This window comes from Bacteroides sp. AM16-13, from assembly GCF_003602705.1.
Classification (GTDB): Bacteria; Bacteroidota; Bacteroidia; order Bacteroidales; family Bacteroidaceae; genus Bacteroides; species Bacteroides xylanisolvens.
The window spans coordinates 94,516-117,733 of the sequence record NZ_QTLK01000006.1; the positions used below are offsets into that span (position 1 = coordinate 94,516).

Annotated in this window: 22 protein-coding genes; 14 read left to right on the plus strand and 8 right to left on the minus strand. The window is 44.4% G+C overall.

The window, feature by feature from the left end; translation table 11 throughout:
- Position 1: 1 nt before the first annotated feature.
- On the plus strand, positions 2 to 1,162 hold the full coding sequence (locus DW173_RS06340; protein ID WP_004300899.1) for a sodium ion-translocating decarboxylase subunit beta: 1,161 nt from the start codon (positions 2 to 4) through the stop codon (positions 1,160 to 1,162).
- Between the two features lie 305 nt (positions 1,163 to 1,467).
- Positions 1,468 to 2,808 (plus strand): tetratricopeptide repeat protein, encoded by a 1,341-nt coding sequence (locus DW173_RS06345; protein WP_120144050.1) that lies wholly within the window; start codon positions 1,468 to 1,470, stop codon positions 2,806 to 2,808.
- Between the two features lie 91 nt (positions 2,809 to 2,899).
- Here DW173_RS06345 and DW173_RS06350 read toward each other — a convergent pair whose 3' ends face one another.
- The gene (locus DW173_RS06350; protein ID WP_004311395.1) at positions 2,900 to 3,904 is read right to left on the minus strand and encodes a class II fructose-bisphosphate aldolase; all 1,005 of its coding nucleotides are present in this window, start codon (positions 3,902 to 3,904) and stop codon (positions 2,900 to 2,902) included.
- 444 nt (positions 3,905 to 4,348) lie between these two features.
- Between DW173_RS06350 and DW173_RS06355 the strand changes: the two genes are divergently transcribed.
- Positions 4,349 to 4,603, plus strand: a complete 255-nt coding sequence (locus DW173_RS06355; protein ID WP_004300906.1) for a type B 50S ribosomal protein L31 — start codon at positions 4,349 to 4,351, stop codon at positions 4,601 to 4,603.
- Positions 4,604 to 4,683: 80 nt separating this feature from the next.
- On the opposite strand, the gene DW173_RS06360 is transcribed toward DW173_RS06355, so the two are convergent.
- Entirely contained in the window at positions 4,684 to 5,898 is a 1,215-nt protein-coding gene (locus tag DW173_RS06360) for an ATP-binding protein (RefSeq protein WP_004300908.1), read from the minus strand.
- A 193-nt stretch (positions 5,899 to 6,091) separates the two neighbouring features.
- Here DW173_RS06360 and DW173_RS06365 point away from each other — a divergent pair, with 193 nt between their 5' ends.
- From DW173_RS06365 to DW173_RS06385, 5 genes are all read left to right on the plus strand, one after another.
- Complete coding sequence (locus DW173_RS06365; RefSeq protein WP_004304410.1) at positions 6,092 to 6,499, plus strand: hypothetical protein; 408 nt, start codon at positions 6,092 to 6,094, stop codon at positions 6,497 to 6,499.
- A 529-nt stretch (positions 6,500 to 7,028) separates the two neighbouring features.
- Entirely contained in the window at positions 7,029 to 7,460 is a 432-nt protein-coding gene (locus DW173_RS06370; protein WP_049703492.1) for a hypothetical protein, read from the plus strand.
- Between the two features lie 307 nt (positions 7,461 to 7,767).
- Positions 7,768 to 8,133: an SH3 beta-barrel fold-containing protein gene (locus DW173_RS06375; protein ID WP_004311392.1), complete on the plus strand. Its 366-nt coding sequence runs from the start codon at positions 7,768 to 7,770 to the stop codon at positions 8,131 to 8,133.
- Between the two features lie 338 nt (positions 8,134 to 8,471).
- On the plus strand, positions 8,472 to 9,776 hold the full coding sequence (locus DW173_RS06380) for a Lin1244/Lin1753 domain-containing protein (protein ID WP_120144051.1): 1,305 nt from the start codon (positions 8,472 to 8,474) through the stop codon (positions 9,774 to 9,776).
- A gap of 28 nt (positions 9,777 to 9,804) precedes the next feature.
- Complete coding sequence (locus DW173_RS06385; RefSeq protein WP_117683582.1) at positions 9,805 to 11,604, plus strand: toprim domain-containing protein; 1,800 nt, start codon at positions 9,805 to 9,807, stop codon at positions 11,602 to 11,604.
- Between the two features lie 3 nt (positions 11,605 to 11,607).
- Here the strand turns inward: DW173_RS06385 and DW173_RS06390 are convergent, their stop codons facing one another.
- Positions 11,608 to 11,802 (minus strand): DUF4248 domain-containing protein, encoded by a 195-nt coding sequence (locus tag DW173_RS06390; RefSeq protein ID WP_004304415.1) that lies wholly within the window; start codon positions 11,800 to 11,802, stop codon positions 11,608 to 11,610.
- A gap of 50 nt (positions 11,803 to 11,852) precedes the next feature.
- Here DW173_RS06390 and DW173_RS23780 point away from each other — a divergent pair, with 50 nt between their 5' ends.
- From DW173_RS23780 to DW173_RS06410, 6 genes are all read left to right on the plus strand, one after another.
- Entirely contained in the window at positions 11,853 to 11,999 is a 147-nt protein-coding gene (locus DW173_RS23780; protein ID WP_008771318.1) for a hypothetical protein, read from the plus strand.
- Between the two features lie 36 nt (positions 12,000 to 12,035).
- Entirely contained in the window at positions 12,036 to 12,545 is a 510-nt protein-coding gene (locus DW173_RS06395) for an HU family DNA-binding protein (protein ID WP_004327018.1), read from the plus strand.
- Between the two features lie 49 nt (positions 12,546 to 12,594).
- Positions 12,595 to 12,690, plus strand: a complete 96-nt coding sequence (locus tag DW173_RS23785) for a smalltalk protein (RefSeq protein ID WP_149939068.1) — start codon at positions 12,595 to 12,597, stop codon at positions 12,688 to 12,690.
- 190 nt (positions 12,691 to 12,880) lie between these two features.
- Positions 12,881 to 13,936, plus strand: a complete 1,056-nt coding sequence (locus tag DW173_RS06400; protein WP_004304417.1) for an efflux RND transporter periplasmic adaptor subunit — start codon at positions 12,881 to 12,883, stop codon at positions 13,934 to 13,936.
- A gap of 65 nt (positions 13,937 to 14,001) precedes the next feature.
- Positions 14,002 to 17,034, plus strand: coding sequence for an efflux RND transporter permease subunit (locus DW173_RS06405; RefSeq protein ID WP_118195807.1), 3,033 nt, complete (start codon positions 14,002 to 14,004; stop codon positions 17,032 to 17,034).
- A 48-nt stretch (positions 17,035 to 17,082) separates the two neighbouring features.
- On the plus strand, positions 17,083 to 18,354 hold the full coding sequence (locus DW173_RS06410) for a TolC family protein (protein WP_004321526.1): 1,272 nt from the start codon (positions 17,083 to 17,085) through the stop codon (positions 18,352 to 18,354).
- 107 nt (positions 18,355 to 18,461) lie between these two features.
- Here DW173_RS06410 and DW173_RS06415 read toward each other — a convergent pair whose 3' ends face one another.
- From DW173_RS06415 to DW173_RS06435, 5 genes are all read right to left on the minus strand, one after another.
- Complete coding sequence (locus tag DW173_RS06415; protein WP_008025994.1) at positions 18,462 to 18,803, minus strand: hypothetical protein; 342 nt, start codon at positions 18,801 to 18,803, stop codon at positions 18,462 to 18,464.
- Complete coding sequence (locus tag DW173_RS06420; RefSeq protein ID WP_049703533.1) at positions 18,793 to 19,056, minus strand: hypothetical protein; 264 nt, start codon at positions 19,054 to 19,056, stop codon at positions 18,793 to 18,795. The genes DW173_RS06415 and DW173_RS06420 overlap by 11 nt, the downstream gene beginning before the upstream one ends.
- 131 nt (positions 19,057 to 19,187) lie before the next feature.
- Entirely contained in the window at positions 19,188 to 20,423 is a 1,236-nt protein-coding gene (locus tag DW173_RS06425; protein ID WP_004300937.1) for a sodium ion-translocating decarboxylase subunit beta, read from the minus strand.
- The gene (locus tag DW173_RS06430) at positions 20,423 to 22,258 is read right to left on the minus strand and encodes a biotin/lipoyl-containing protein (protein WP_008774794.1); all 1,836 of its coding nucleotides are present in this window, start codon (positions 22,256 to 22,258) and stop codon (positions 20,423 to 20,425) included. Before DW173_RS06430 ends, DW173_RS06425 begins: the two co-directional genes overlap by 1 nt.
- Positions 22,259 to 22,284: 26 nt before the next feature.
- Positions 22,285 to 22,545 (minus strand): OadG family protein, encoded by a 261-nt coding sequence (locus DW173_RS06435; protein ID WP_004311386.1) that lies wholly within the window; start codon positions 22,543 to 22,545, stop codon positions 22,285 to 22,287.
- Positions 22,546 to 23,218: the final 673 nt, after the last annotated feature.

Here is a 23,218-nt window from a genome sequence, read left to right on the forward strand (position 1 = left end):
TATGGGAGACTTTATAAACTTTTTAGGAAATAACCTGGCCGACTTCTGGACATACACAGGCTTTGCCAATGCTACGGTAGGGCATGTAGTCATGATTCTCGTTGGCTTGGTATTCATCTATTTGGCAATAGCCAAAGAGTTCGAACCGATGCTGCTGATTCCTATCGGTTTCGGTATATTGATCGGTAATATACCTTTTAATATGGATGCCGGGCTGAAAGTCGGTATTTATGAAGAAGGTTCTGTATTGAATATATTGTATCAGGGAGTGACCTCCGGCTGGTATCCGCCGCTCATCTTTTTGGGCATCGGTGCCATGACGGACTTCTCGGCACTTATCTCTAATCCAAAATTGATGCTGATTGGTGCAGCTGCACAGTTCGGTATCTTCGGTGCATATATGATCGCATTGGAAATGGGTTTCGACCCGATGCAAGCCGGTGCTATCGGTATCATTGGTGGAGCAGACGGCCCGACGGCCATCTTCCTTTCTTCCAAGCTAGCACCTAACCTGATGGGAGCCATTGCGGTGTCCGCCTACTCCTATATGGCGTTGGTTCCGGTGATACAGCCGCCTATCATGCGTCTGCTCACCACCAAGAACGAACGTGTCATCCGCATGAAACCGCCGCGTGCCGTTTCTCACACGGAGAAGGTGATTTTCCCGATCATCGGTTTGTTGCTGACTTGTTTCCTGGTTCCTTCCGGTCTGCCTTTGTTGGGTATGCTGTTCTTCGGTAACCTGTTGAAAGAAAGTGGTGTAACCCGCCGTTTGGCTAATACTGCCAGTGGTCCGTTGATTGATACAATCACTATCCTGTTGGGTCTGACAGTAGGTGCTTCTACGCAAGCTTCCGAATTCCTGACGCTTGACTCTATCAAGATCTTTGCTCTCGGTGCATTGTCATTTGTTATTGCAACTGCCTCCGGTGTCATCTTCGTTAAGATCTTCAATATCTTCCTGAAGAAGGGTAATAAGATCAATCCGTTGATCGGTAATGCAGGTGTTTCTGCTGTTCCCGACTCTGCACGTATCTCGCAAGTGATTGGTTTGGAATACGATTCGACCAACTATTTGCTGATGCACGCTATGGGTCCGAACGTTGCCGGAGTGATCGGTTCAGCTGTTGCTGCCGGTATCCTGCTTGGATTCTTGATGTAAGATATAAGGCAAGAGGGGACGCTTATTTGAACAGTTCTTAAAACAAAAAATAAGATTATCCTAAAAGCCTTGAATTTATAAAATCACCTTTACTGCATCATTGTAGTAAAGGTGATTTTTTATTGTAAGAACTTACCGCCTAAAAAGTATTGCATTTGCTATGGCGTATGCATCGTATCGCATTCCGTTGTGTTATCTTCTCTTATCATTTCGTTAATCTATCTAAAACAGCCTACGAACAATTCGTAATTATAATATTTTTAGTAACTTGCAACAGATAAGTCAAACAACTAAAATAAAATATTATGAAACGGATTATCATTCTATTCTTTCTTTGCTATACTATTCCTTTAATAGCGCAACATACCGACCCTATTCAAGAAGCCATGGCAAATTATGATTATGAGACTGCCCTTTCCCTCATTGCCCAAAAGAAATCCACCCCTCCCCTGCTATTGCAGAAAGGCAAAGCATTGCGCGGACTAGGGCTCACCACAGAGGCACTTGCCACCTATCAGGAAATTATCCGTAATGATACCACAAATACTCGTGCTTTCATCGAAGCAGCCGAATGTTGCCGGACATTAGCTAACTATAATCAAGCCCTGAAATATTATGAACATGCACTCGATCTGAATCCGGAAAACAAATATGCACGTATTCAATATATCAGTTTACTTCTATCCCAGCAGAAGTTTAGGGAGGCGCTTGGTGAAAGCAGCCTGATGACGGAAAAAGACAGTTCCGCCATTGCCCTGCATTTACAGGCACAAAGCTTTGAAGGGATGGGCGAACTTCTTCCCGCCGCAGGTTGCTATTACAATATCCAGGCTAAATATCCCGACGATTATCTGGCAGCCAGCAAACTAGGCGCTCTAAATATATCCGGTTCTTATTTTGACGAAGCCATCGAAGCTACGGAAAAATACCGGCAAATTGACAGTACCAACATTTCCGTCAACCGGCAGAACGCTTTAGCGTACTGCTTGAAACAAGACTACCCCACTGCCATCCGGCGTTATGAATATCTTGTCAGTCAAGGGGACAGTTCTTTTCATACTTGTTATTATTTAGGCATTAGTTACTATGCAGCAGAGAAGTATTATGAGGCTCATGATTTTTTGGAAGTCGCCCGGAAATATGATCCCAACAATATCAATCTCCTTTATTACCTCGGTCGTGCGTGTTCCAAAACTTCCTGGAAAAAAGAGGGCGTAGGCTATTTGGAAAAAGCCATTGATCTATCCATTCCCAAAGACAGCAGTATGACCCGGCTCTATATCGGGATGACCGACTGTTACAAGATGGCACAAATGTACAAAGAACAGATTGCATCCATCAAAAAACGCTATCAACAGTATGACAAACAAAACCACAAATTATTATATGACATGGCCTACATATACTTCTATGACTTGAAAGACAAAAAAAATGCGGAACGCTGCCTGGAAGCGTTCCTAAAAACACGTCCCAAAAACGATAAAGAAGAAGCGGAAATGAACGAGAGAGGCGAACTCATTCTAGGAAAATCCAATTATTACAATGCTGCCGCCAACTGGTTGAAAGATATTCAAAGTAAACAAAAAATAGAAGACTTCTTTCAAAATTCCGCTCCCCAACCCCCTCTCCCAAAGAAAGATAAATAGGGATAGAACTGTAAAGAGACAAAAAAGGCTGCTACCAGTGTTCAAACCGGAGCAGCCTCTTTCTTTTATTTATGGAATAATCCGGAGATTATTACTGTGCCAATTTATTGTCAGAACCGAGCACGTTGATGATTTTGTGCTTGTACAGTTTTTCCATGTTGTCACGAGCCGGGCCAAGATACTTACGTGGGTCGAATTCAGCCGGTTTTTCAGCGAATACCTTACGTACAGCAGCAGTCATAGCCAGACGAGAGTCAGAGTCGATGTTGATTTTGCAAACAGCAGACTTAGCAGCTTTACGCAATTCTTCTTCCGGAATGCCGATAGCAGCTTTCAGTGCACCACCATATTTGTTGATAGTTTCCACTTCTTCTTCCGGAACTGAAGATGATCCGTGAAGAACGATAGGGAATCCCGGAAGTTTTTCCATTACAGCGTCCAATACTTCGAAAGCCAATGGAGGAGGAACCATACGGCCAGTCTTCGGGTCGATGTGGCATTGTTCCGGAGTAAATTTGTAAGCACCGTGAGAAGTACCGATTGAGATAGCCAAAGAGTCGCAACCAGTGCGAGTAGCGAAGTCGATTACTTCTTCAGGGTCAGTATATGTGTGATGGTCGGAAGAAACTTCATCTTCTACACCAGCCAATACGCCAAGTTCACCTTCTACAGTTACGTCAAACTGGTGAGCGTATTCAACAACTTTCTTAGTCAATGCTACGTTTTCTTCGTAAGGAAGGTGAGAACCATCGATCATTACTGAAGAGAAACCAGAATCGATACAAGATTTGCAAGTTTCGAATGTATCTCCGTGGTCAAGGTGAAGAACGATTTCCGGATGTGCGCAGCCTAATTCTTTAGCATATTCTACAGCACCCTGTGCCATGTAACGCAACAAAGTAGCGTTAGCATACTGACGAGCACCTTTAGAAACCTGAAGAATCACAGGAGATTTAGTTTCAACAGCAGCCTTGATGATAGCCTGCATTTGTTCCATATTGTTGAAGTTGAATGCTGGGATAGCATATCCACCTTTGATAGCCTTAGCAAACATTTCTCTTGTGTTTACCAATCCTAAATCTTTGTAATTTACCATTTTGTTTAAAGTTTATTGTTAGTGAATAAAAATTCTACGCAAAAGTAAGCATTATCCATCGAATAACGAACATCGGAAAGAAAAATATAGTAGAAAAAGGTTTAAATCAGACTGCAAAATTTAGCAGGAATACGAGTGTGACATTAGATTGTAATGTCCACCTTGCAAACTTTGGGATTTATGATTTCTGAATTCTGATTTATGCCTTCGGATTTATATCTCCTTATTTATACCTTATTTATACCTCATTTATACCTCATTTTTCATTCATTTAATCACCAAAATCTGCATAGCAAATCAGAAATCATAAATTAGAAATCAGAAATTTTAGAAAACCTTTTTCTATTTCACAGAAAAGCATTATCTTTGCGCTCTGAAAATGACCATTACACTATTTCTTACCAAAATAGTAACAGAATATAAATTAAAAAAACAGATACTGAAATGAAAAAAGGCCTTCATCCAGAATCATACCGTCCGGTAGTATTTAAAGATATGTCAAATGGTGACATGTTTTTGTCTAGATCAACTGTAGCAACTAAAGAAACCATCGAATTCGAAGGTGAAACTTATCCGTTGCTGAAGATTGAAATCTCAAACACTTCTCACCCGTTCTATACAGGTAAATCTACATTGGTAGATACTGCAGGTCGTGTTGACAAGTTCATGAGCCGTTACGGTGACCGTAAGAAGAAATAATTCGATCTTTCGTGAAAGATGAAAAAAGAGGAGATTCTCGCAGAGAATTTCCTCTTTTTCGTTTTCTATATTCCTTAACGTCAAGCATCATCCAACAAGAAATCGGCTATATGACGATGCCTGACACCCTCCACATTATCCTGCCACAAGCTGTCCATGCTAACTACATATTTAGGATAATGGTCGTTAATGGCGAGCAAAGGAGCAAACTCCCTCTCAACAGTGGCCTGTGAAGCTAACTGATACGTTACTTGCACATAAATCTTTTCTTCCCGACGGATGGCTACAAAATCCACTTCTTTATCATCCTGTTTGCCTACATACACTTCATAACCCCTTCTTTTCAACTCCAGACAGACCAGATTCTCCAACATACCTGCAATCAACCGGTCACGATAGCCCATCACGGAATAAATCAAAGAAAGGTCACTTACAAAATACTTCTCATTCGTCTGCAGAATTTCCTTTCCTTTAATATCATACCGGGGAATACGTTGAATGATAAAAGCACTTTCCAATGCATTCAGATAATTATAGATGGTATTCATATCCACCTTCCGTTGCTGACTTTTGAAGTAATCGGCTATATTTTTAGCGTTCAGCTTATTGCCTATATTATCGAAAACAAACTTCACTACCCGTTCGAGCAATTCCACATTCCGGATATTGTGACGCTGTACCGTGTCACGAAGAATGACAGAAGAATAGATGTCGTAGACAATTTTATAGATAGCCTCATATCCATAATCGGCAGTATGTATGGCCGGGAATCCTCCCATACGGAGATATTTCTGAAATTCCTCCTTCCGGTTGAGTGTCGGATCATTGGCCTGCAAGTCATGAAAAGTCAGATATTCTCTAAAAGACAAGGTCATGACATGGAAAGCGACATACCGTCCCGTTAAATAAGTTGCCAGTTCGGACGATAACATACGTGAGTTGGAGCCGGTCACATAAATATCCGTATCCAAATCTACCAGAAGTGAGTTGACCACTTTTTCCCAACCGTCCACTTCCTGAATTTCATCCAAGAGAATATAATATTTACCCGCATCTCCTGCCTGCCCCCGAATATAAGCATACAAAGCCTTCGCCTCTTTCAGATCTATCCACTGAAAACTTTCAAAATTCAGATAGATGATACGTTCTTCACGAACTCCTCTCCTCAACAGTTCGTCACGAATCAGACGCAGCACTACCGACTTTCCACTGCGACGAATACCCGTTATCACTTTTACAAACGGCTTATCTATAAAAGGAACAATTTGTTCCATATACTGTTCACGATTAATCATATTCAAAAGTTTTTAGGGTTATAAGCACAAAGATATACTATTTTCGGAAAGTTTTTAGGGTTATAACCCTAAATAAATCCATAAATTCAGATTCTTTTAGGGTTATAAGCCGAAAAATAAATAAAAGAAATATGACTAAATCCGATTTATTACCAAATAAAGAAAGTACCTTTACCCGACTAATTAATAAAAAATGGAAATAACCGATTTAAAACAAATGACAAAGGAAGAAGTTTTTAATTTCATCAGACAACGCCTTTCTTTCAGTAAAGAACTGCAAGAACAATTCAGGCATGTGAATAAAGACGATCTCGCAAAAGAACATCGCAGATTCGAAATGTCCGGAAATGAATCAAAGACAGGCCAATGCACGATTTTCAACACAGCGATTCTGAACGAGTTTGCCGATCTTGGCATCTATGATTATACTTCTTACCTTTTTCTCGACTTCCACAATGGCACTCCAACCGTTTATCTCAAATACTTCTCCGAAAATGAAAATTTGGAATATACATTTACCGGATATACCACAACGGAAATCATCTTTGCAATTCTTGAACTAACTATCTTCTCCGGAAAGCCCAAAAGAAATCGCAGCTAAAAAAAGAATTGCACGGAAAGACAATACGAGGTCAGAAGACTTTTATGGCTTTCATTTATTTCCTCTTTTCCATCCTATTCCGAAAAAAACATATATCTTTGTCACACGCTTTCTGCCCATCAGCGTGATGAAACAGGCAAAAGCGGTTTTTATTCCTTCATGGAGTAAATAACGTATTGTCTCTCAAACTTGAAAATTAGCAGTTCTTTGTAGAGAGAGATGATACAGCAGATACTCCACGTAGATGGTCGTATATCAACATATCGATTAGAGATGTGTTATATATAAACGTTTGGCGTGGGTGTCTGTTGTTATCATTGTCTTCTACAAGGGTGTTGCTAAGCCTCAAGTTTAGATAATGGTACAACAGCACTCACGCTTTTATTGTATCCGGTCGGTTTCAACAATCCTTATACCCCAACCAATTCCCCAGCCGACCGAAATCATAAAAATCGTGGGTGTTCGTTGCACCTCTCCGGACAATACGTTATTTACTCCTTTTTTTATAACACATTAAAACAAAAGCGATATGCCAAAATGGATTAGTGTAGAAAAAGCAGTGATTAAGTATCACATCGAAAAAGAAGCGATCCTGCTTTGGGTGGAAATGGGACAATTCCCTATGTTATACATAGACAATGTTCCGAACGTTGACGAAGAATGTATTCTGGAACTCTTTCGCCGAAGTAAAGCCGGCATTACAGCAGAATATATTGATACGCTGGAACAACTGTGTATAGACAAAACGATGGTCTGCGAGAAATACGCCCACATTATTCAATTGAAAGAAGAGGAAATTCAGCTGCAGAAGGAAATAAATACGTTGATAAACGAAATACAGGCAGCAATGAAGAGACAAAATGAACGGATCCGGGATTTGAAAAAAGCGATTGGAGAGAATAACAACGTTATACGTAGTGACAGTTGGATAAAAAGACTACGCAAAAGGTTTCAATGGTGAATAATTATCAGTGTACCAATTACCATGTGGGACATTATTGCACGGTTTTCACCACAGAGGATAAGGAGCGCCGTCCTTTGCCCTTTGCAGCCTATTTCCATTCCCTCCACAGCTTTCTTTAAACTCCTCCATAAGCTCTTTAAAGCCTATATTCAGACAATGAAAAATACAAAATATTTTATTCCATTTATTTAACTAATCATTCTTTATATAAGTAATTTTATCCTTTGTAAAGTCAAGTAAATTCACTACATTTACACCACTAACAAGAACTGAAATGTGAGCATTTCAGCACAAAGAAATCTGTATGAAAAAAACGATGAAGAATGACAGTTGCCTGACGGTTTCCCGTCGGGCAGCTATTATCCGCCAAGATGCGGAAGAGAATTACGGTACACTGTTGACACTGGGAGAATCTATGCGCCGTGCATACCAAGTAGAAGAACTGATAGACCGGATGAGATGGGACAACGCCGATTTCTGCCTGCAACGAACAGACGGAACCTGCCTTTCCATTACAGGGACACTGACAGAATATGAACACTATTTCGGCCGCCCCTACTACGAAAACCCCTCCAACAGGTTTCTCCCATACTATGACGTGCATTGTAGAAAATGGCTTACGTGTCGAGTGGCAGGGATTGTATTCGGCTCTTCTGTGAAAAAAAATTAATTTTATGGATTAAATAAGGAAAGTTGTAGGACATATACGAAATAAAGTAGTTACTTTGCAACCGCAAGTAAGAGAAAAAATCATGTCAATGCTGCTTCCTTGTTTTTTGACAGAGGCAGTTATCTGTTTTTCCAGCATTGCTTTTTCAGAACTTCGGAATTAAATCTCCCCTGCTCCGAAAATTCCCTATATTACAGATTACATACACGAAGAGAATACTCCGATTCCATCATGAAGAATGAGTACGATATTTGCTGCTTTCCAAAGAAGTGGCCGGATTCTTCGTATCTGTATTTTCAGAAAAATAGAATTTAAAACAGAAACTAATATATTTTATTATGACAACATCTAATTCAGCAAATACCAAACAATCGGACAACGCATCACAAAAGAGAAAACCGATTCATAACGGTTACTTCAATCACCCCACTTCTTCTTCCAGCAATATACCCATGAGTATTTTGATACGGGAACAAGGACTGGAAATATACGGACTATACTGGGTGATGCTCGAAGAAGCTCATGCACAGCTTAAATGCTGCGTCAATATCCAGACAATGGGAATCATCGCCAATATATTCCATGCCCAACCCGAACATCTTGAGCTCCTCTACCACCATTATTTCCGGCGTCCCGGCAAAGGATACAACTCGCATATACTCTATGCCGACTTTTGCGAAGAATCTGCTATCAGAAGTTATTTCCCGCACCCCCTACTGGCATACACCGACAACGAACTGCTGCGGATGATTATGCAAGACGGACTGAAAGCCTACGGACTATATTGGCTTGTGATGGAAAAGCTCTATCAACAGCCACAACATTTTCTGGCACCGCAAACTGCTTCCTTCATCCAGAACCTTTATGATGTGAGCGACGAACTGATGGAAAGCGTATTATACAATTACGGACTCTTTTATCTGGATGAGAAAATGAACCTCCATTCTAAAGCAATAGACGACTATAGGGAAGCACTTGACAACATGGAAGATGAAAAAAAGCGCAACACGAAACCGCACGTCAATAACTCTCTGAAAGCCAACGGAAATGAAGAGGATTTTAACACTCGGGAAATAAAAAAAACGTCAAATATACAGAAAAATCCATCCCCCATTATAAATAAAGAAATAAACAAAAAAAATTCTTCTTCTGAAGAAAACGGAAAAGAAAAAGAAGAAGAAAATGGTTTGAAGGTGACGGACTTGAACGCTGTGACACCCGATATGCGCCCCAACGCATGGGAAGAAAATCTACAGGAGGCAATGAACGACACGTCCTGGTATGAAGTCGTAGCCATTCAGTCGGGCATCCCCCGGCTGATGATGGAAGAAAAAGAATGGTTCTTCAACTATTTACGGGAACAAATCATCTTACGGGGGAATGAAAGCTCGATGAACAGCCTGCACGAAATAAAAAACTATTTCGCCAATCTCACCCGGCAGGGAAGCCATGTGTCATCCACAACGCAGGTAGCACTGAAGAAGTTTCTCAAAAACCGGCAAGAGCAACAGCAATGTTCGCCCTACGAAACCATCACCAACGGAATACGTACCTACGACGGGCATCCCATCCCCGCTTATGCCAAGCCGCGACCTTCGGCGGCACATATCTGGAATCCGGTGACGAACGAATGGACACGATAGCATATTATCTCTCAATCATTTACTAAATATGGATAGATTCAAAGAACTGGGTATTGATACCCACGGTCGCACAAGCGGCAAAATGAAAACAAAATGTCCCTGGTGTCATGCCCAACGGACGGATAAGCGTGATAAATCACTAAGTGTCAACCTCGATACCAAACTGTATTTGTGCCACTACTGCGGCGCACACGGTTCGGCAGCCATATACGCCGGAAAAGGCAGAAAGCTGGGTGATCCGTTGGTCGAATTTCCAACGGCAACAGGTAGCAACTCCAGTTGTCCGCCCACTGAAAAGCCGCACGGCGACCCAGAGCAAGGGGCACTCACACAGAAGCAAATTGAATGGTGTCGTGACGTCCGCCACATTCCGCCGGAAGTATTGGTGGAAGCTGGCGTGGCTTTCGCCTCCATCTCGATGCCTATATCCGGAAAGGAGAAAGGTTGGGAAAAGAGGGACTGTCTCTGCTTCAACTTTTTTGAAAACGGGGAATTGGTGAACACGAAGTTCCGCGACTCACAAAAGCACTTCAAATTGCTGCAAGGAGCGCGCACCATCCCTTACAACATCGACGCCATCCGCGACACGCCGGAGTGCATCCTCGTGGAAGGGGAATTTGATGCTCTCTCCTACATGGCTGTCGGCCGGACGGATGTCATTTCTGTGCCGAACGGTGCCAACAGTCAACTGGACTGGCTGGACGAATTGTCGGAATCTCATTTCGAGCAGAAACAAGTGATTTATCTGTCGGTGGACACCGACCGCAAGGGACGGGAACTGTGCCGGGAGCTCTCCCGACGGCTGGGGGTAGACCGCTGCCGTATCGTCACCTACGGCGAAGCATACAAGGACGCCAACGAACTGCTCGTGGCGGAAGGCCCGGACGCACTACTGAAGGCACTGGAGGACGCGCCCATCCCCCGCCTGGAAGGTACGTTTACGGCAGAAGACTTACGGGAGGGATTGCACCAACTGTTTGAAGAGGGATATACCTCGGGCGTGGAATTGGGAATACCGAATCTGGACGAAATCATGAGGCTGGAAACGGGGCGGGTGCTCACCGTCACCGGTATTCCCGGACATGGCAAATCGGACTTTGTGGATGAGATAGTGCTCCGGCTCTGCACCCGCCAAGATTGGCGAGCGGGATATTTCAGTCCGGAGAACACGCCAATCGAGTATCATCATGCCAAACTGGCGGAGAAACTGCTGGGACACCGTTTCCGCAAAGATTTCTCTACGGAGGAGGAATTCGCCCGCGTAGTGGATTATCTTTCGCAACGCGTCTGGCACATTCTCCCGGACGGGGATTTCACACTGGGCAACGTCTTGTCGAAGGCACGCGAACTGGTACACCGTCACGGCATCCGTGTGTTTGTCATCGACCCGTACAATTACATCAACCATCAGATCCCGGCAGGCATGACGGAGACAGGGTATATCGGTTCATTCATGAATAGTCTGGCACGTTTTGCCCGGCTCAACTCCTGCCTCGTCATTCTGGTGGCGCATCCGAGAAAGATGAACAAGCAATACGGCACGCAGAAAACGGAAGTTCCCACCATGTATGACATCAACGGCTCGGCCAACTTTTTCAACATGACGGACTACGGAATAGTGGTAGACCGTCAAGATGAAATGGGGATCGTGTATATACACGTCGAGAAAACCCGTTTCCGTAATTTCGGAACAAAGGGAAACGCAGCGTTCTGCTACGATGTAACCAACGGAAGATATTCCCCTTGTACGCCGCCACCCGAACCGGGCATGCAGGTGCAACCGTGGAAGGGAGCCAAAGACTTATTCTCGTCAGAGGGATGGATTTAGGGATTAAGGCTCTCCCAAATACTTCTCAATCAGCTCCACCTGCAACGGTGTGAGCCAATGTATCCAAAACGCCCAGCCGGTAGCTTCGAGAGCCTCCAGCAACTCCCGGTTTCGGCGGATACATTTATTTAAATGTCTTCTTGCCACATCGGCACTTGCATACGGCATATAGAGTAATGCCAATTCCGTTTTCTTCATAGATTTTCTTCTTTTAATTTATTATTTACGTCATGTAAAGATACTGTTTTTTGCGTAGAAATGCAAGCAAATACACAGATATTCAAGCGTTTGCCTTCACTTACCGGCAGATACCGTTTCATGTTTCCTCCCCTGCCGGTTGGGGTATCTTTGCTACTGTAAAAGAGACAGAAAACGTTCGTTTACTGACTCAATAAAATCTTATTTATTCACTTAAAAAGGAGGAAATCAGTATGTTGATTTACAAAGCGGTTCAGTCCAATATCGCATCGAAGGACAAAAAGAAGAAATGGCATCCCTGCCTGATTAAAATGGGAAACGTAGTGGATACGCAAATGATTGGCGAAACGATTGCCGAACGGTCATCACTGACGGCCGGTGACGTGCACAACGTGATCCGAAACCTGATGGCAGTGATGCGCGAGCAGTTGCTCAACAGCAGGACAGTGAAGCTCGAAGGATTGGGCACATTTACCATGGTGTGCCAGTCACGCTGCAAGGGGGTGGATGCGGAAGCCGATGTTAGTCCGGCACAAATCACGGGATTGCGTTGCCAGTTTACCCCGGAATATACGCGGGATGCCGGTGGAAATATTACCCGTGCGCTGATTCAGGGAGCGTCATATATCCACGTCAACCAGTTGACGAAAGCACTGGGAGCGGGAGGCGGTGGCAACACCGGAGGTTCGGGTGATGACAAACCGGGCGGCGGTGGTCAGGAAGCGCCTGATCCGGCAGCGTAATATAGTAGGTGATAGAGGATAGTGTGGTATGGAAAGGAGGTGTTGAATTATGAAGAAATCCATTTGGAATACGATTTTAAAAGTCGTCATTGCGGTTGCTACTGCTATTGCAGGCGTCATTGGAGGTCAGAACCTGATGATGTAAAATGAAACAAAAGAGTTGGACGGGAATTTTACCTTAGAAACGGTAAAGTTCCCGTTTTTTTTGTGTTCCATATAAAGGTTAAGAGGCAGGATATGAAAAGATAGGAATATTGAACATAAATAAACAAGAGTTGTTTTAGTATATTATTCGCTATTTATCAACGCAAAACCTCTAAACATCAACGTGGTATATGAAAAAGAAATTTGGATTCGTCCTGGCGGCTGCAATCTTGCTGGCTGGCTGCGGACAGAAAAAAGAAACGACAACGACAACTGCACGTCCTGTAAAGACTACGATTGTCGAGTCAAGATCGATTATCAGAAAAGATTTCTCGGGAATCGTGGAAGCGGTGGAATATGTGAAGCTGGCTTTCCGGGTCAACGGACAAATCATCCAGCTTCCTGTCATCGAAGGACAGAAAGTGAAAAAAGGACAACTCATCGCAGCTATCGACCCCAGAGACATTGCGTTGCAATATGCCGCTACGAAATCGGCATACGAAACGGCTTCGGCACAAGTGGAACGTAACAAACGGCTCCTCTCCCGGCAAGCAATCTCCGTACAGGAATATGAAATCAGCCTCGCCAACTTCCAGAAGGCGAAGTCTGAATACGAACTGTCTGCCAACAATATGCGCGACACCAAGCTAACAGCTCCTTTCGACGGTTCTATCGAAAAACGACTGGTGGAAAACTATCAGCGTGTCAACTCCGGTGAGGGTATCGTGCAGCTTGTCAATACACACAATCTGCGTATCAAATTCACCATTCCGGATGCGTATCTTTATTTGTTGCGCGCCAAAGACCCGCGTTTCCTTGTAGAGTTCGACACATTTAAAGGACACGTGTTTCAAGCGAAACTGGAAGAATATCTTGATATTTCTACGGATGGCACAGGAATTCCGGTCAGCATCACGATTGACGATCCGTCATTCGACCGCGATCTGTATGCTGTGAAACCCGGTTTCACGTGCAGCATCCGTTTCACGGCAGATGTAGGTCCGTTGGTGCAGGATAGCTGGACGATTGTACCGCTTAGTGCCGTATTCGGCGAAAGCGAAGGGAATAAAATGTATGTCTGGGTGGTAGAAGACAACAAAGTCCACAAACGGGAAGTGACCGTCAACGCCCCGACCGGAGAAGCACAGGCGCTCATCTCGGAAGGTTTGAAACCCGGTGAAAAAATCGTCATAGCAGGCGTATACCAACTAGTAGAAGGAGAATCTATCACAACTGTTGACAGGTGATAGTTGATAAATGATTAAGTATCATTTATCCGCTGTCATTCATCAATTATCAACGATCATTTATTATGAGTTTAGCCAAATATTCATTAGATAATACGAAAATCATCTATTTCTTTCTTGCTGTATTGCTGATTGGGGGAATCACTTCCTTCGGCAAGCTGGGTAAGAAAGAGGATGCTCCTTTCGTCATAAAGTCGGCGGTTATTATGACCCGCTATCCGGGTGCCGAACCGGCAGAAGTGGAGCGGTTGATTACCGAGCCTATCTCTCGTGAGATTCAAAGTATGAGCGGTGTGTACAAGATAAAATCGGAATCGATGTACGGGCTCTCAAAAATCACATTCGAGTTGCAACCTTCCTTGTCGGCAAGCTCCATTCCGCAGAAGTGGGATGAGTTGCGACGGAAGGTGCTAAATATACAGCCACAGTTGCCGAGCGGTGCTTCCGCACCGACGGTTTCCGATGATTTCGGCGACGTGTTCGGTATCTATTACGGTCTGACGGCGGACGACGGTTACACATACGAAGAGATGCGCAACTGGGCGGAACGGATCAAGACGCAGGTAGTGACGGCGGACGGGGTGATGAAAGTCGCCCTGTTCGGGACGCAGACGGAGGTGGTCAATATTTTTATTTCCACCAATAAGCTCGTAGGTATGGGCATCGACCCGAAACAGCTTGCCAGTCTGTTGCAATCGCAGAACCAGATTATCAATACCGGAGAAATCCGTGCCGGCGAGCAACAGCTCCGGGTGACTGCCAACGGTATGTATACCACCGTAGACGATATCCGCAACCAGGTGATTACCACCAAAGCCGGACAAGTGAAACTGGGCGATATCGCCGTCATCGAAAAAGGGTACATGGACCCTCCATCCAATATCATGCACGTGAACGGCAAACGTGCCATCGGCATCGGCGTCTCCACCGACCCGCAACGGGACGTGGTGCAGACGGGCAAGAACGTGAAAGCCAAACTGGACGAATTGTTGCCACTGATGCCTGTAGGACTGGAACTGCAAAGCCTGTATCTGGAGAACGAAATTGCCAACGAAGCCAACAACGGATTTATCATCAATCTGATCGAATCGATTCTGATTGTTATTGTGATTATCATGTTGGTGATGGGTTTGCGCGCAGGTGTGCTGATCGGCTCGTCACTGATTTTCTCTATTGGCGGCACATTGCTTATCATGTCTTTCTTCGGTGTCGGGCTGAACCGTACATCATTGGCGGGATTTATCATCGCCATGGGGATGCTGGTGGATAACGCCATCGTGGTAACGGACAACGCACAGATTGCCATCGCCCGCGGAGTAGACCGGCGGAAAGCGCTGATAGACGGCGCAACCGGTCCGCAATGGGGATTGCTTGGGGCTACGTTCATCGCTATCTGTTCGTTCCTCCCGCTCTACCTTGCTCCTTCTGCCGTGGCGGAAATCGTGAAACCGCTTTTTGTGGTGCTTGCCATCTCACTGGGATTGAGCTGGGTGCTCGCGCTGACGCAGACCACTGTTTTCGGTAATTTCATCCTGAAAGCGAAAGCAAAGGACGGCACGAAAGACCCGTATGACAAACCGTTCTATCACAAATTCGCCTCCATCCTCCGCACGCTGATTCGCAGGAAAACATTGACACTGGGTTCGATGGTAGTGCTCTTTGTTGCTTCGCTGGTTATCATGGGAATGATGCCGCAAAACTTCTTCCCTTCTCTCGATAAGCCTTATTTCCGGGCGGACGTGTTTTATCCCGACGGGTATAGCATCAATGATGTAGTGAAAGAGATGAAATCCGTAGAAGAGCATCTGGCAAAGCAGCCGGAAGTGAAGAAAGTATCGATCACCTTCGGCAGCACGCCGTTAAGGTATTATCTGGCTTCTACTTCGGTAGGGCCGAAACCGAATTTTGCCAATGTATTGGTTGAATTGACGGACAGTAAATATACGAAAGAGTATGAGGAAGATTTCGACGCGTACATGAAGGCGAATTATCCGAATGCGATTACCCGTACCAGTCTGTTTAAACTGTCGCCTGCGGTGGATGCTGCTATCGAAATCGGGTTTATCGGTCCGAATGTAGACACGCTTGTGGCGCTCACCAATCAGGCTTTGGAGATTATGCACCGGAATCCGGATTTAATCAATGTGCGCAATTCGTGGGGAAATAAAGTTCCTGTATGGAAGCCTGTATATAGTCCCGAACGGGCGCAACCGTTAGGGGTATCGCGTCAGGGAATGGCACAAAGTATACAGATCGGAACCACAGGTATGACGCTTGGAGAGTACCGGCAGGGCGATCAGGTGCTTCCTATCTTATTGAAGGATAACACGGTGGATTCGTTCCGCATCAATGACCTGCGCACGTTGCCTGTGTTCGGCACGGGGAATGAAACGACCAGTCTGGAACAGGTGGTATCGGAATTTGATTTCCAATATCGTTTCTCAAATGTGAAGAATTACAACCGGCAAATGGTGATGATGGCGCAATGCGATCCGCGTCGCGGAGTGAATGCGATTGCTGCTTTCAATGAGGTTTGGCCGCTGGTGCAGAAAGAGATTAAAGTGCCGGAGGGGTATACGATGAAGTATTTCGGGGAGCAGGAAAGTCAGGTGGAGTCTAACGAGGCGTTGGCCAAAAATTTACCGTTGACGTTCTTCCTGATGTTCGTCACGCTGTTGTTCTTGTTCAGGACGTATCGTAAGCCGACAGTGATCTTGTTGATGTTACCGCTTATTTTTATCGGTATCGTTTTGGGATTGGTGTTGCTAGGCAAGTCGTTCGACTTCTTCTCCATCCTTGGTTTGCTCGGACTGATTGGGATGAATATCAAAAATGCGATTGTACTGGTGGAACAGATTGATCTGGAGGCAAAAACGGGCAAAAAACCGTTGGATGCTGTTGTCAGTGCTACAACGAGTCGTATTGTCCCCGTAGCGATGGCGTCCGGCACTACCATTCTGGGTATGTTGCCATTGTTGTTCGACGCGATGTTCGGCGGTATGGCGGCTACGATTATGGGAGGTTTGTTGGTGGCTTCGGCACTGACATTGTTTGTTCTTCCGGTAGCTTATTGTGCCATTCAAAGAATCAAAGGTTAATTGCCTTCTCTTATATGAAACTTGAATTTATTGTATAGATTGAATAAAATGAAAACTCAACTTATAACTCTGTCTCTGCTGCTCCTTGGCCTCACAGCCGGAGCACAGCAGCCCTATCTTAGCCGGGAAGCTTACCGGGATAAAGTGGAAGCTTACAGTCAGATTCTGAAGCAACAGAAACTAAAGACAATGGCAAGTACGGAAGCACGAAAGATTGCTCACACGGGATTCTTGCCAAAAATTGATGTCAATGCGGACGGGACCCTCAACATGAGCGACCTTAATGCCTGGAACGAACCGGTAGGCGAATACCGCAACCACACCTATCAAGGTGTATTTATCGTCTCACAACCGTTGTACACGGGCGGGGCACTCAACGCCCAGCACAAGATTGCCAAAGCGGACGAAAAGCTGAATCAACTAAATGAGGAGCTTACCATCGACCAGATTCATTATCAGAGCGATGCAGTTTATTGGAATGCTTCTGCTTCACAGGCTATGTTGCAGGCGGCGGACAAGTATCAAAGTATTGTGAAGCAACAGTATGACATCATTCAGGATCGTTTTAACGACGGTATGATTAGTCGCACGGACTTATTAATGATTTCCACCCGGTTGAAAGAAGCGGAATTGCAATATATCAAGGCGCGTCAGAATTATACCCTGGCGCTGCAAAAGCTGAATATCCTGATGGGAGAAGAGCCGAACAATCCCGTAGACAGTCTGTACACGATTGACACGGCTTCCGCTCCGGTGCAGATCCTTTCTCTAGAGAATGTACTGCAACGTCGCGCGGATTACGAAAGTACGGAGGTGAATATCATGAAAAGTCAGGCGCAACGCAAAGCGGCTCTTAGCCAGTTCAACCCGCAATTGAATATGTATTTCAGCGGTGGATGGGCTACAGCTACACCTAACCTCGGTTATGATGTTTCTTTCAATCCCATCGTCGGCATTAACCTGAATATACCGATCTTCCGTTGGGGAGCCCGGTTTAAAACAAACCGTCAGCAGAAAGCGTATATCGGCATACAGAAACTGCAACAAAGTTATGTGACGGATAATATCAACGAGGAACTTTCTGCCGCCCTGACCAAACTGACGGAAACGGAATATCAAGTGAAAACCGCCAAAGAAACTATGAGTCTGGCTAATGAAAATCTTGATTTGGTTTCTTTCTCGTATAATGAGGGAAAGGCAAACATGGTGGATGTACTCTCCGCACAATTGTCATGGACGCAGGCGCACACCAATCTGATTAATGCATATCTGTCGGAAAAGATGGCGGTAGCGGAATACAGAAAGGTTATCAGTGAATAAATTTAGAAACAAAAGAAACTTGTTCACAAAGTCTTAGTCTTATAAAAGAAATCGTCCTGTTATCACGTAACCGTGAAACAGGACGATTTCTTTTTATATCATAAGGACTACAAAATACCGTTTTGCTTCAGGATATCTTCTATTTCCTTATCTGTCAAACTTTCACATTCGGACTTGTCATAGATAGTAAGCAACTTTATTTCCGAATCTATCTCTGTCAGAATCACCGTATAGGTTATCACTCGCGCACCTCCGCTCTTTCCTTTATTCTTCGAAGTAATGGCCATGCGAACCTTACGAAGATTATTCCCCAAACTGACTCCTTGTTCAGGATTCGCTTTCAGAGATTCCAATAAATTGGCATAATCCAACTTCAGAGATTTGTAATGTTTGCTCAATTTTTTCAATTCTCTCGCAAAACGAGGAGAATACGTTATATCACAACTCATCCAGCAAATCCTCCGCTGGCTTAAAATCCAGCTTACCTTCCAGATTCAACTTCAATTCCTTGCACGCCTCATCAAGGCTTTCCAGAATTTCGGTCTTTGTCCGATAAGGAGTTGCCTCTTCAGCAACCACCCTCACCTGTTCTTCTTCATGATTCAACATTGATCTTATCTTTTTCAGGATAGCTATATCATCCACATCCAGAATCTGACGAATCAGTGCATTCTTTTCCGCCTCTAATGACATTGTGCTCATACGCTTTCCGTTTTTACTGTTATACATTACTCACAAAGGTAGCGTTATCAAATGAGTCTGCCAAACTTGAATGTATAAAAAGTATTTCTCCATGAAGAAATAAGATCTTCAATGATGAAGATTCTCCTCGCTTACGCAAGGAAGGAGATCAACACACCCGCAGCCACGGCAGAACCGATTACTCCGGAGATGTTGCTTGCCATGCAATACTGCAATACGTGATTCTTCGGATCGTATTTCAAAGCAATCTCATTGGCTACACGGCTCGCCATCGGAACGGCACTCAAACCAGTAGCGCCGATAAGCGGATTGATTTTCTTCTTCGAGAAGAGATTTACCAGTTTCACAAAGAAAATACCACCGGTTATAGAAAGTGCAAATGCAAGGAATCCACCGATCACAATACCGATTGTTGTCCAGTTGAGGAATGCTTCGGCTGTCATCGTTGCTCCTACGGACAGTCCGAGGAAGATGGTGGCAGCATTCATGATGCTATTGGAAGCGGCATCGAACAAGCGGAATGTGTTGGTTCCGATTTCTTTCACCAGGTTACCAAACATCAACATACCCACCAAAGGCACTGCACTTGGCACGAAGAGGGCAACAATAGTAGTTACCACAATCGGGAAGATAATCTTCAACACACGCAGGTTCTTGATTTCAGTCTTCGAAGGGTACTTCTTTTCCTGTTCTTTCATGTTGATGCTCAACTCTTTCTTCGTACAGAACAGCTTCACTACCAGCGGAATAATCACCGGAACGAGCGCCATGTACGAATAAGCGGCAATGGCAATCGGGCCCAGCAAATGCGGCGCCAGTTTGATGGTAGTAAAGATGGCTGTCGGACCATCCGCGCCACCGATAATGCCCAGAGAAGCGGCTTCCTGTGGAGTGAATCCCATCAGGATGGCTACCAGCAATACGGTAAAGATACCCAACTGTGCAGCTGCACCGAATATAGAAAGATGCAGGTTACGCAACATCGGCCCGAAGTCCGTCAGCGCACCGACACCCATAAAGATGATCGGAGGCAGGAAACCTGTTTTAATCAACATATAATAGATGAAGTTCATGATTCCCAGTTCGTGGGCAATGTCATGCAAAGGCATTTCCCAGATGTTCTTCAACACTCCGTTTACCATTACCATACCATTTTCGTCGGCCTGAATCACGCCCATATCTCCTCCGGGGAAGTTGGCTAGCAACACACCGAAAGCGATAGGGACAAGCAGCAACGGCTCGTACTGTTTCTTAATACCCAAATAGAGCAGAACGAACGCGATGGCATACATTATCAGGAACTGCGGTTCGGCAATGATATTGCTGAACGCAGTCATGTCATATAAGTTCTCAAATATTTCGTTCATTATCCTATCTTCATTAATACGTCATCTTCTGAAACAGCATCTCCCGGGTTGACACAGATAGCAGTCACTGTACCGCCAAACTCTGCACGGATGGCATTGTAGGTCTTCATCGCTTCTACATAGCAGATTACATCACCTTCTTTCACAGTGTCACCTACTTGCAAAGGAGTTTCCTGCGCACCTTTCACTAAGAAGAACTTGCCTTCCAACGGAGAAAGTACTTCTTTACCCTCTCCTGCCGGAGCAGCGGCAGCACCTGCAGGAGCAACAGGTAGTTCGGCATCACCGTATGCTACCGTCACACGATAAGCCTGTCCGTCCACTTGTACGGTCAGTGTCTTCGGTTTGGCATCTTCTTCCGGAGATTTATCTTTTTCGGCACGACGTTTGGCTACGTCTTCCAGGAAGTCTTCTTTTGCTTTGCCACTCTTGTAAGCCTCATATTGAGCCGGGTGCATAGCATATTCGAAGAGTTCTTCGTCGTCCTGTCCCACTTCCCATTTGTTCTCTTTCATCAGTTTGCGATATTTGTCGAGGGCATCGGGATAATTATTCTGCGGATCACCTTCAAAGAACTTACGTCCTTCACGTTCTGCCTTTTCAATGATTTCGGGAGCAAGTTTGCCCGGCAGACGTCCGGCTTTACCCAGAATCATATCCCAAATATCATCGGCAATCATTCCCCAACGTTCTTTTCCTTTTTCCATGGCCATCACATTCATCATGGCGAGGTTCTTCACGTATTGGCTGAACGGAGTCACCAATGGAGGATAACCGACACGAGGCCATACGTAAGCTACTTCATCAAAGAGCTTGATGAGCAACTGGTCTTGCGTCATAAACGGCAGATTGTGTTTTGCCTTATATTTATTGATTGATTCCAAATTGGATTCGAGGTCGGCCATCAAACTACCCATCATACCGCCGGGAAGTCCGGGAGCAATCAGCAAGGAGTTCATCAGACGGTTTTTCGGGCTGATATACAAGCCGAGGAAGTCGTCCATAAATTCCTGAATCATGCCGCGCACTTTCATGTAGGCTTCCATATTGATTTCGGGCACTTGATATCCGGCGTCTTTCAGCATTGCCTGCACACTAAGCAAGTCAGCGTGGCCTGTTCCCCATGATAGTGGTTCCATGCCTACGTCGATGTAGTCACAACCGGCTTCGCATACTTCGAGGATACTTGCCATATTGAATCCGGGACCTGCATGACTGTGATACTGAACGGGGATTTCGGGATGTGCCGCCTTGATATTTGCTACGATCTTACCTAACGATACAGGACGGCCGATACCTGCCATGTCTTTGATACAGATTTCGTCTGCTCCCAGTTTGATGAGTTCCAGCGCCATATTGGTGTAATACTCTACGGTATGGATAGGCGAATGAGTGATGCAAAGCGAGCATTGCGAAATCATGCCTGCTTCCTTTGCGTATGTGATGGAAGGAGCAATGTTACGCACGTCGTTCAATCCGCAGAACGTACGGGTAATGTCTGTTCCTTGTGCTTTCTTTACTTTGTAGAATAATTTGCGGACGTCTGCCGGAACGGGGCTCATACGGAGTCCGTTCAGTGCGCGGTCGAGCATGTGGGTTTGAATACCGGCTTCATGGAACGGTTTTGTCCATTCGCGCACAGCTTTATTCGGGTTTTCACCAAACAATAAATTTACCTGTTCAAAACCTCCGCCGTTTGTTTCTACGCGGGCAAAACAGCCCATTTCAATGATGGCAGGAGCTACCTTTACGAGTTGGTCTACACGAGGTACGTATTTTCCGGCAGATTGCCACATATCTCGGAAAACCAAACTAAACTTTACTTCTCTTTTCATGTCTTTCAGTGATATTCTTTATAGATTTATAATTTTTCTACTTTAGTGATTTTTCCTTTACCTTGTGTCACCACATTTACAGCAGCTGTAATGGCGGCTAAGATGTTTCCCGGAACAGGGGCAGGACCTTGCGATGCTTCCCGCTTCACAGGAACCACTTCTTCAGGAGCATACTTGTTGACTAATGTAATCAACAACTTACCTAAACAAATCACAATCAGCAGAATAACAAACACGGTAGCCATTCCGACCACCATCAGCAGGATCGCTGTTTCGATATTTTCCATATAATAAACTATTAGTATTTTAAGTTGTTCGTCTAAAAAGCGTCCGAAAATACCAAATTTTTATTATAAAATAAATTAAGAAAGGAATATAATGTATAAAAACGTCATTTCTCTGATTGGAAAACTGGGGAAGTTTATGATTTATGATTTATAATTTATGATTTATGATTTAGCGTGCCATCCACATCTAAACTAAATTCCCATTTATCTTATTTACTATCTGCTTCTATTGCACAACCCAAATAGTAAATGGTAAATAGTCCAATAGTAAATCGTCCTATCTATCGTTCCTACAAAAAAAATGTGAGAGAAAGCCCCTCAACTTTCTCTCACATTCTGATAAAACAATTATTAAATAAAAATACTCAATGATAGACCGGTTCAGCCCTTTTCTGGTTTCATACTCTCTTAACCTACTATTAAACTACCAGATAAAACCGGTCTTGTTAAACCTCTCATGGGCCATCACGGCTTTCATTCTTTTAATTAGCGTAGCAGTCTAGTTGAAAAACCCTTTTTTTAAGCCAACTAAGTCTGTTTAATCGGAAAAACAAGCCTCTAAAGCTCATATCACGTCCGATGAGGGAATCTTTCCGGCTTACGTTTGTGGCAGGAATAATTCATCTGCCGCTGTCTATTGTTTGCTTTGAGCCCTAGTTTGCATTTCTTTTAA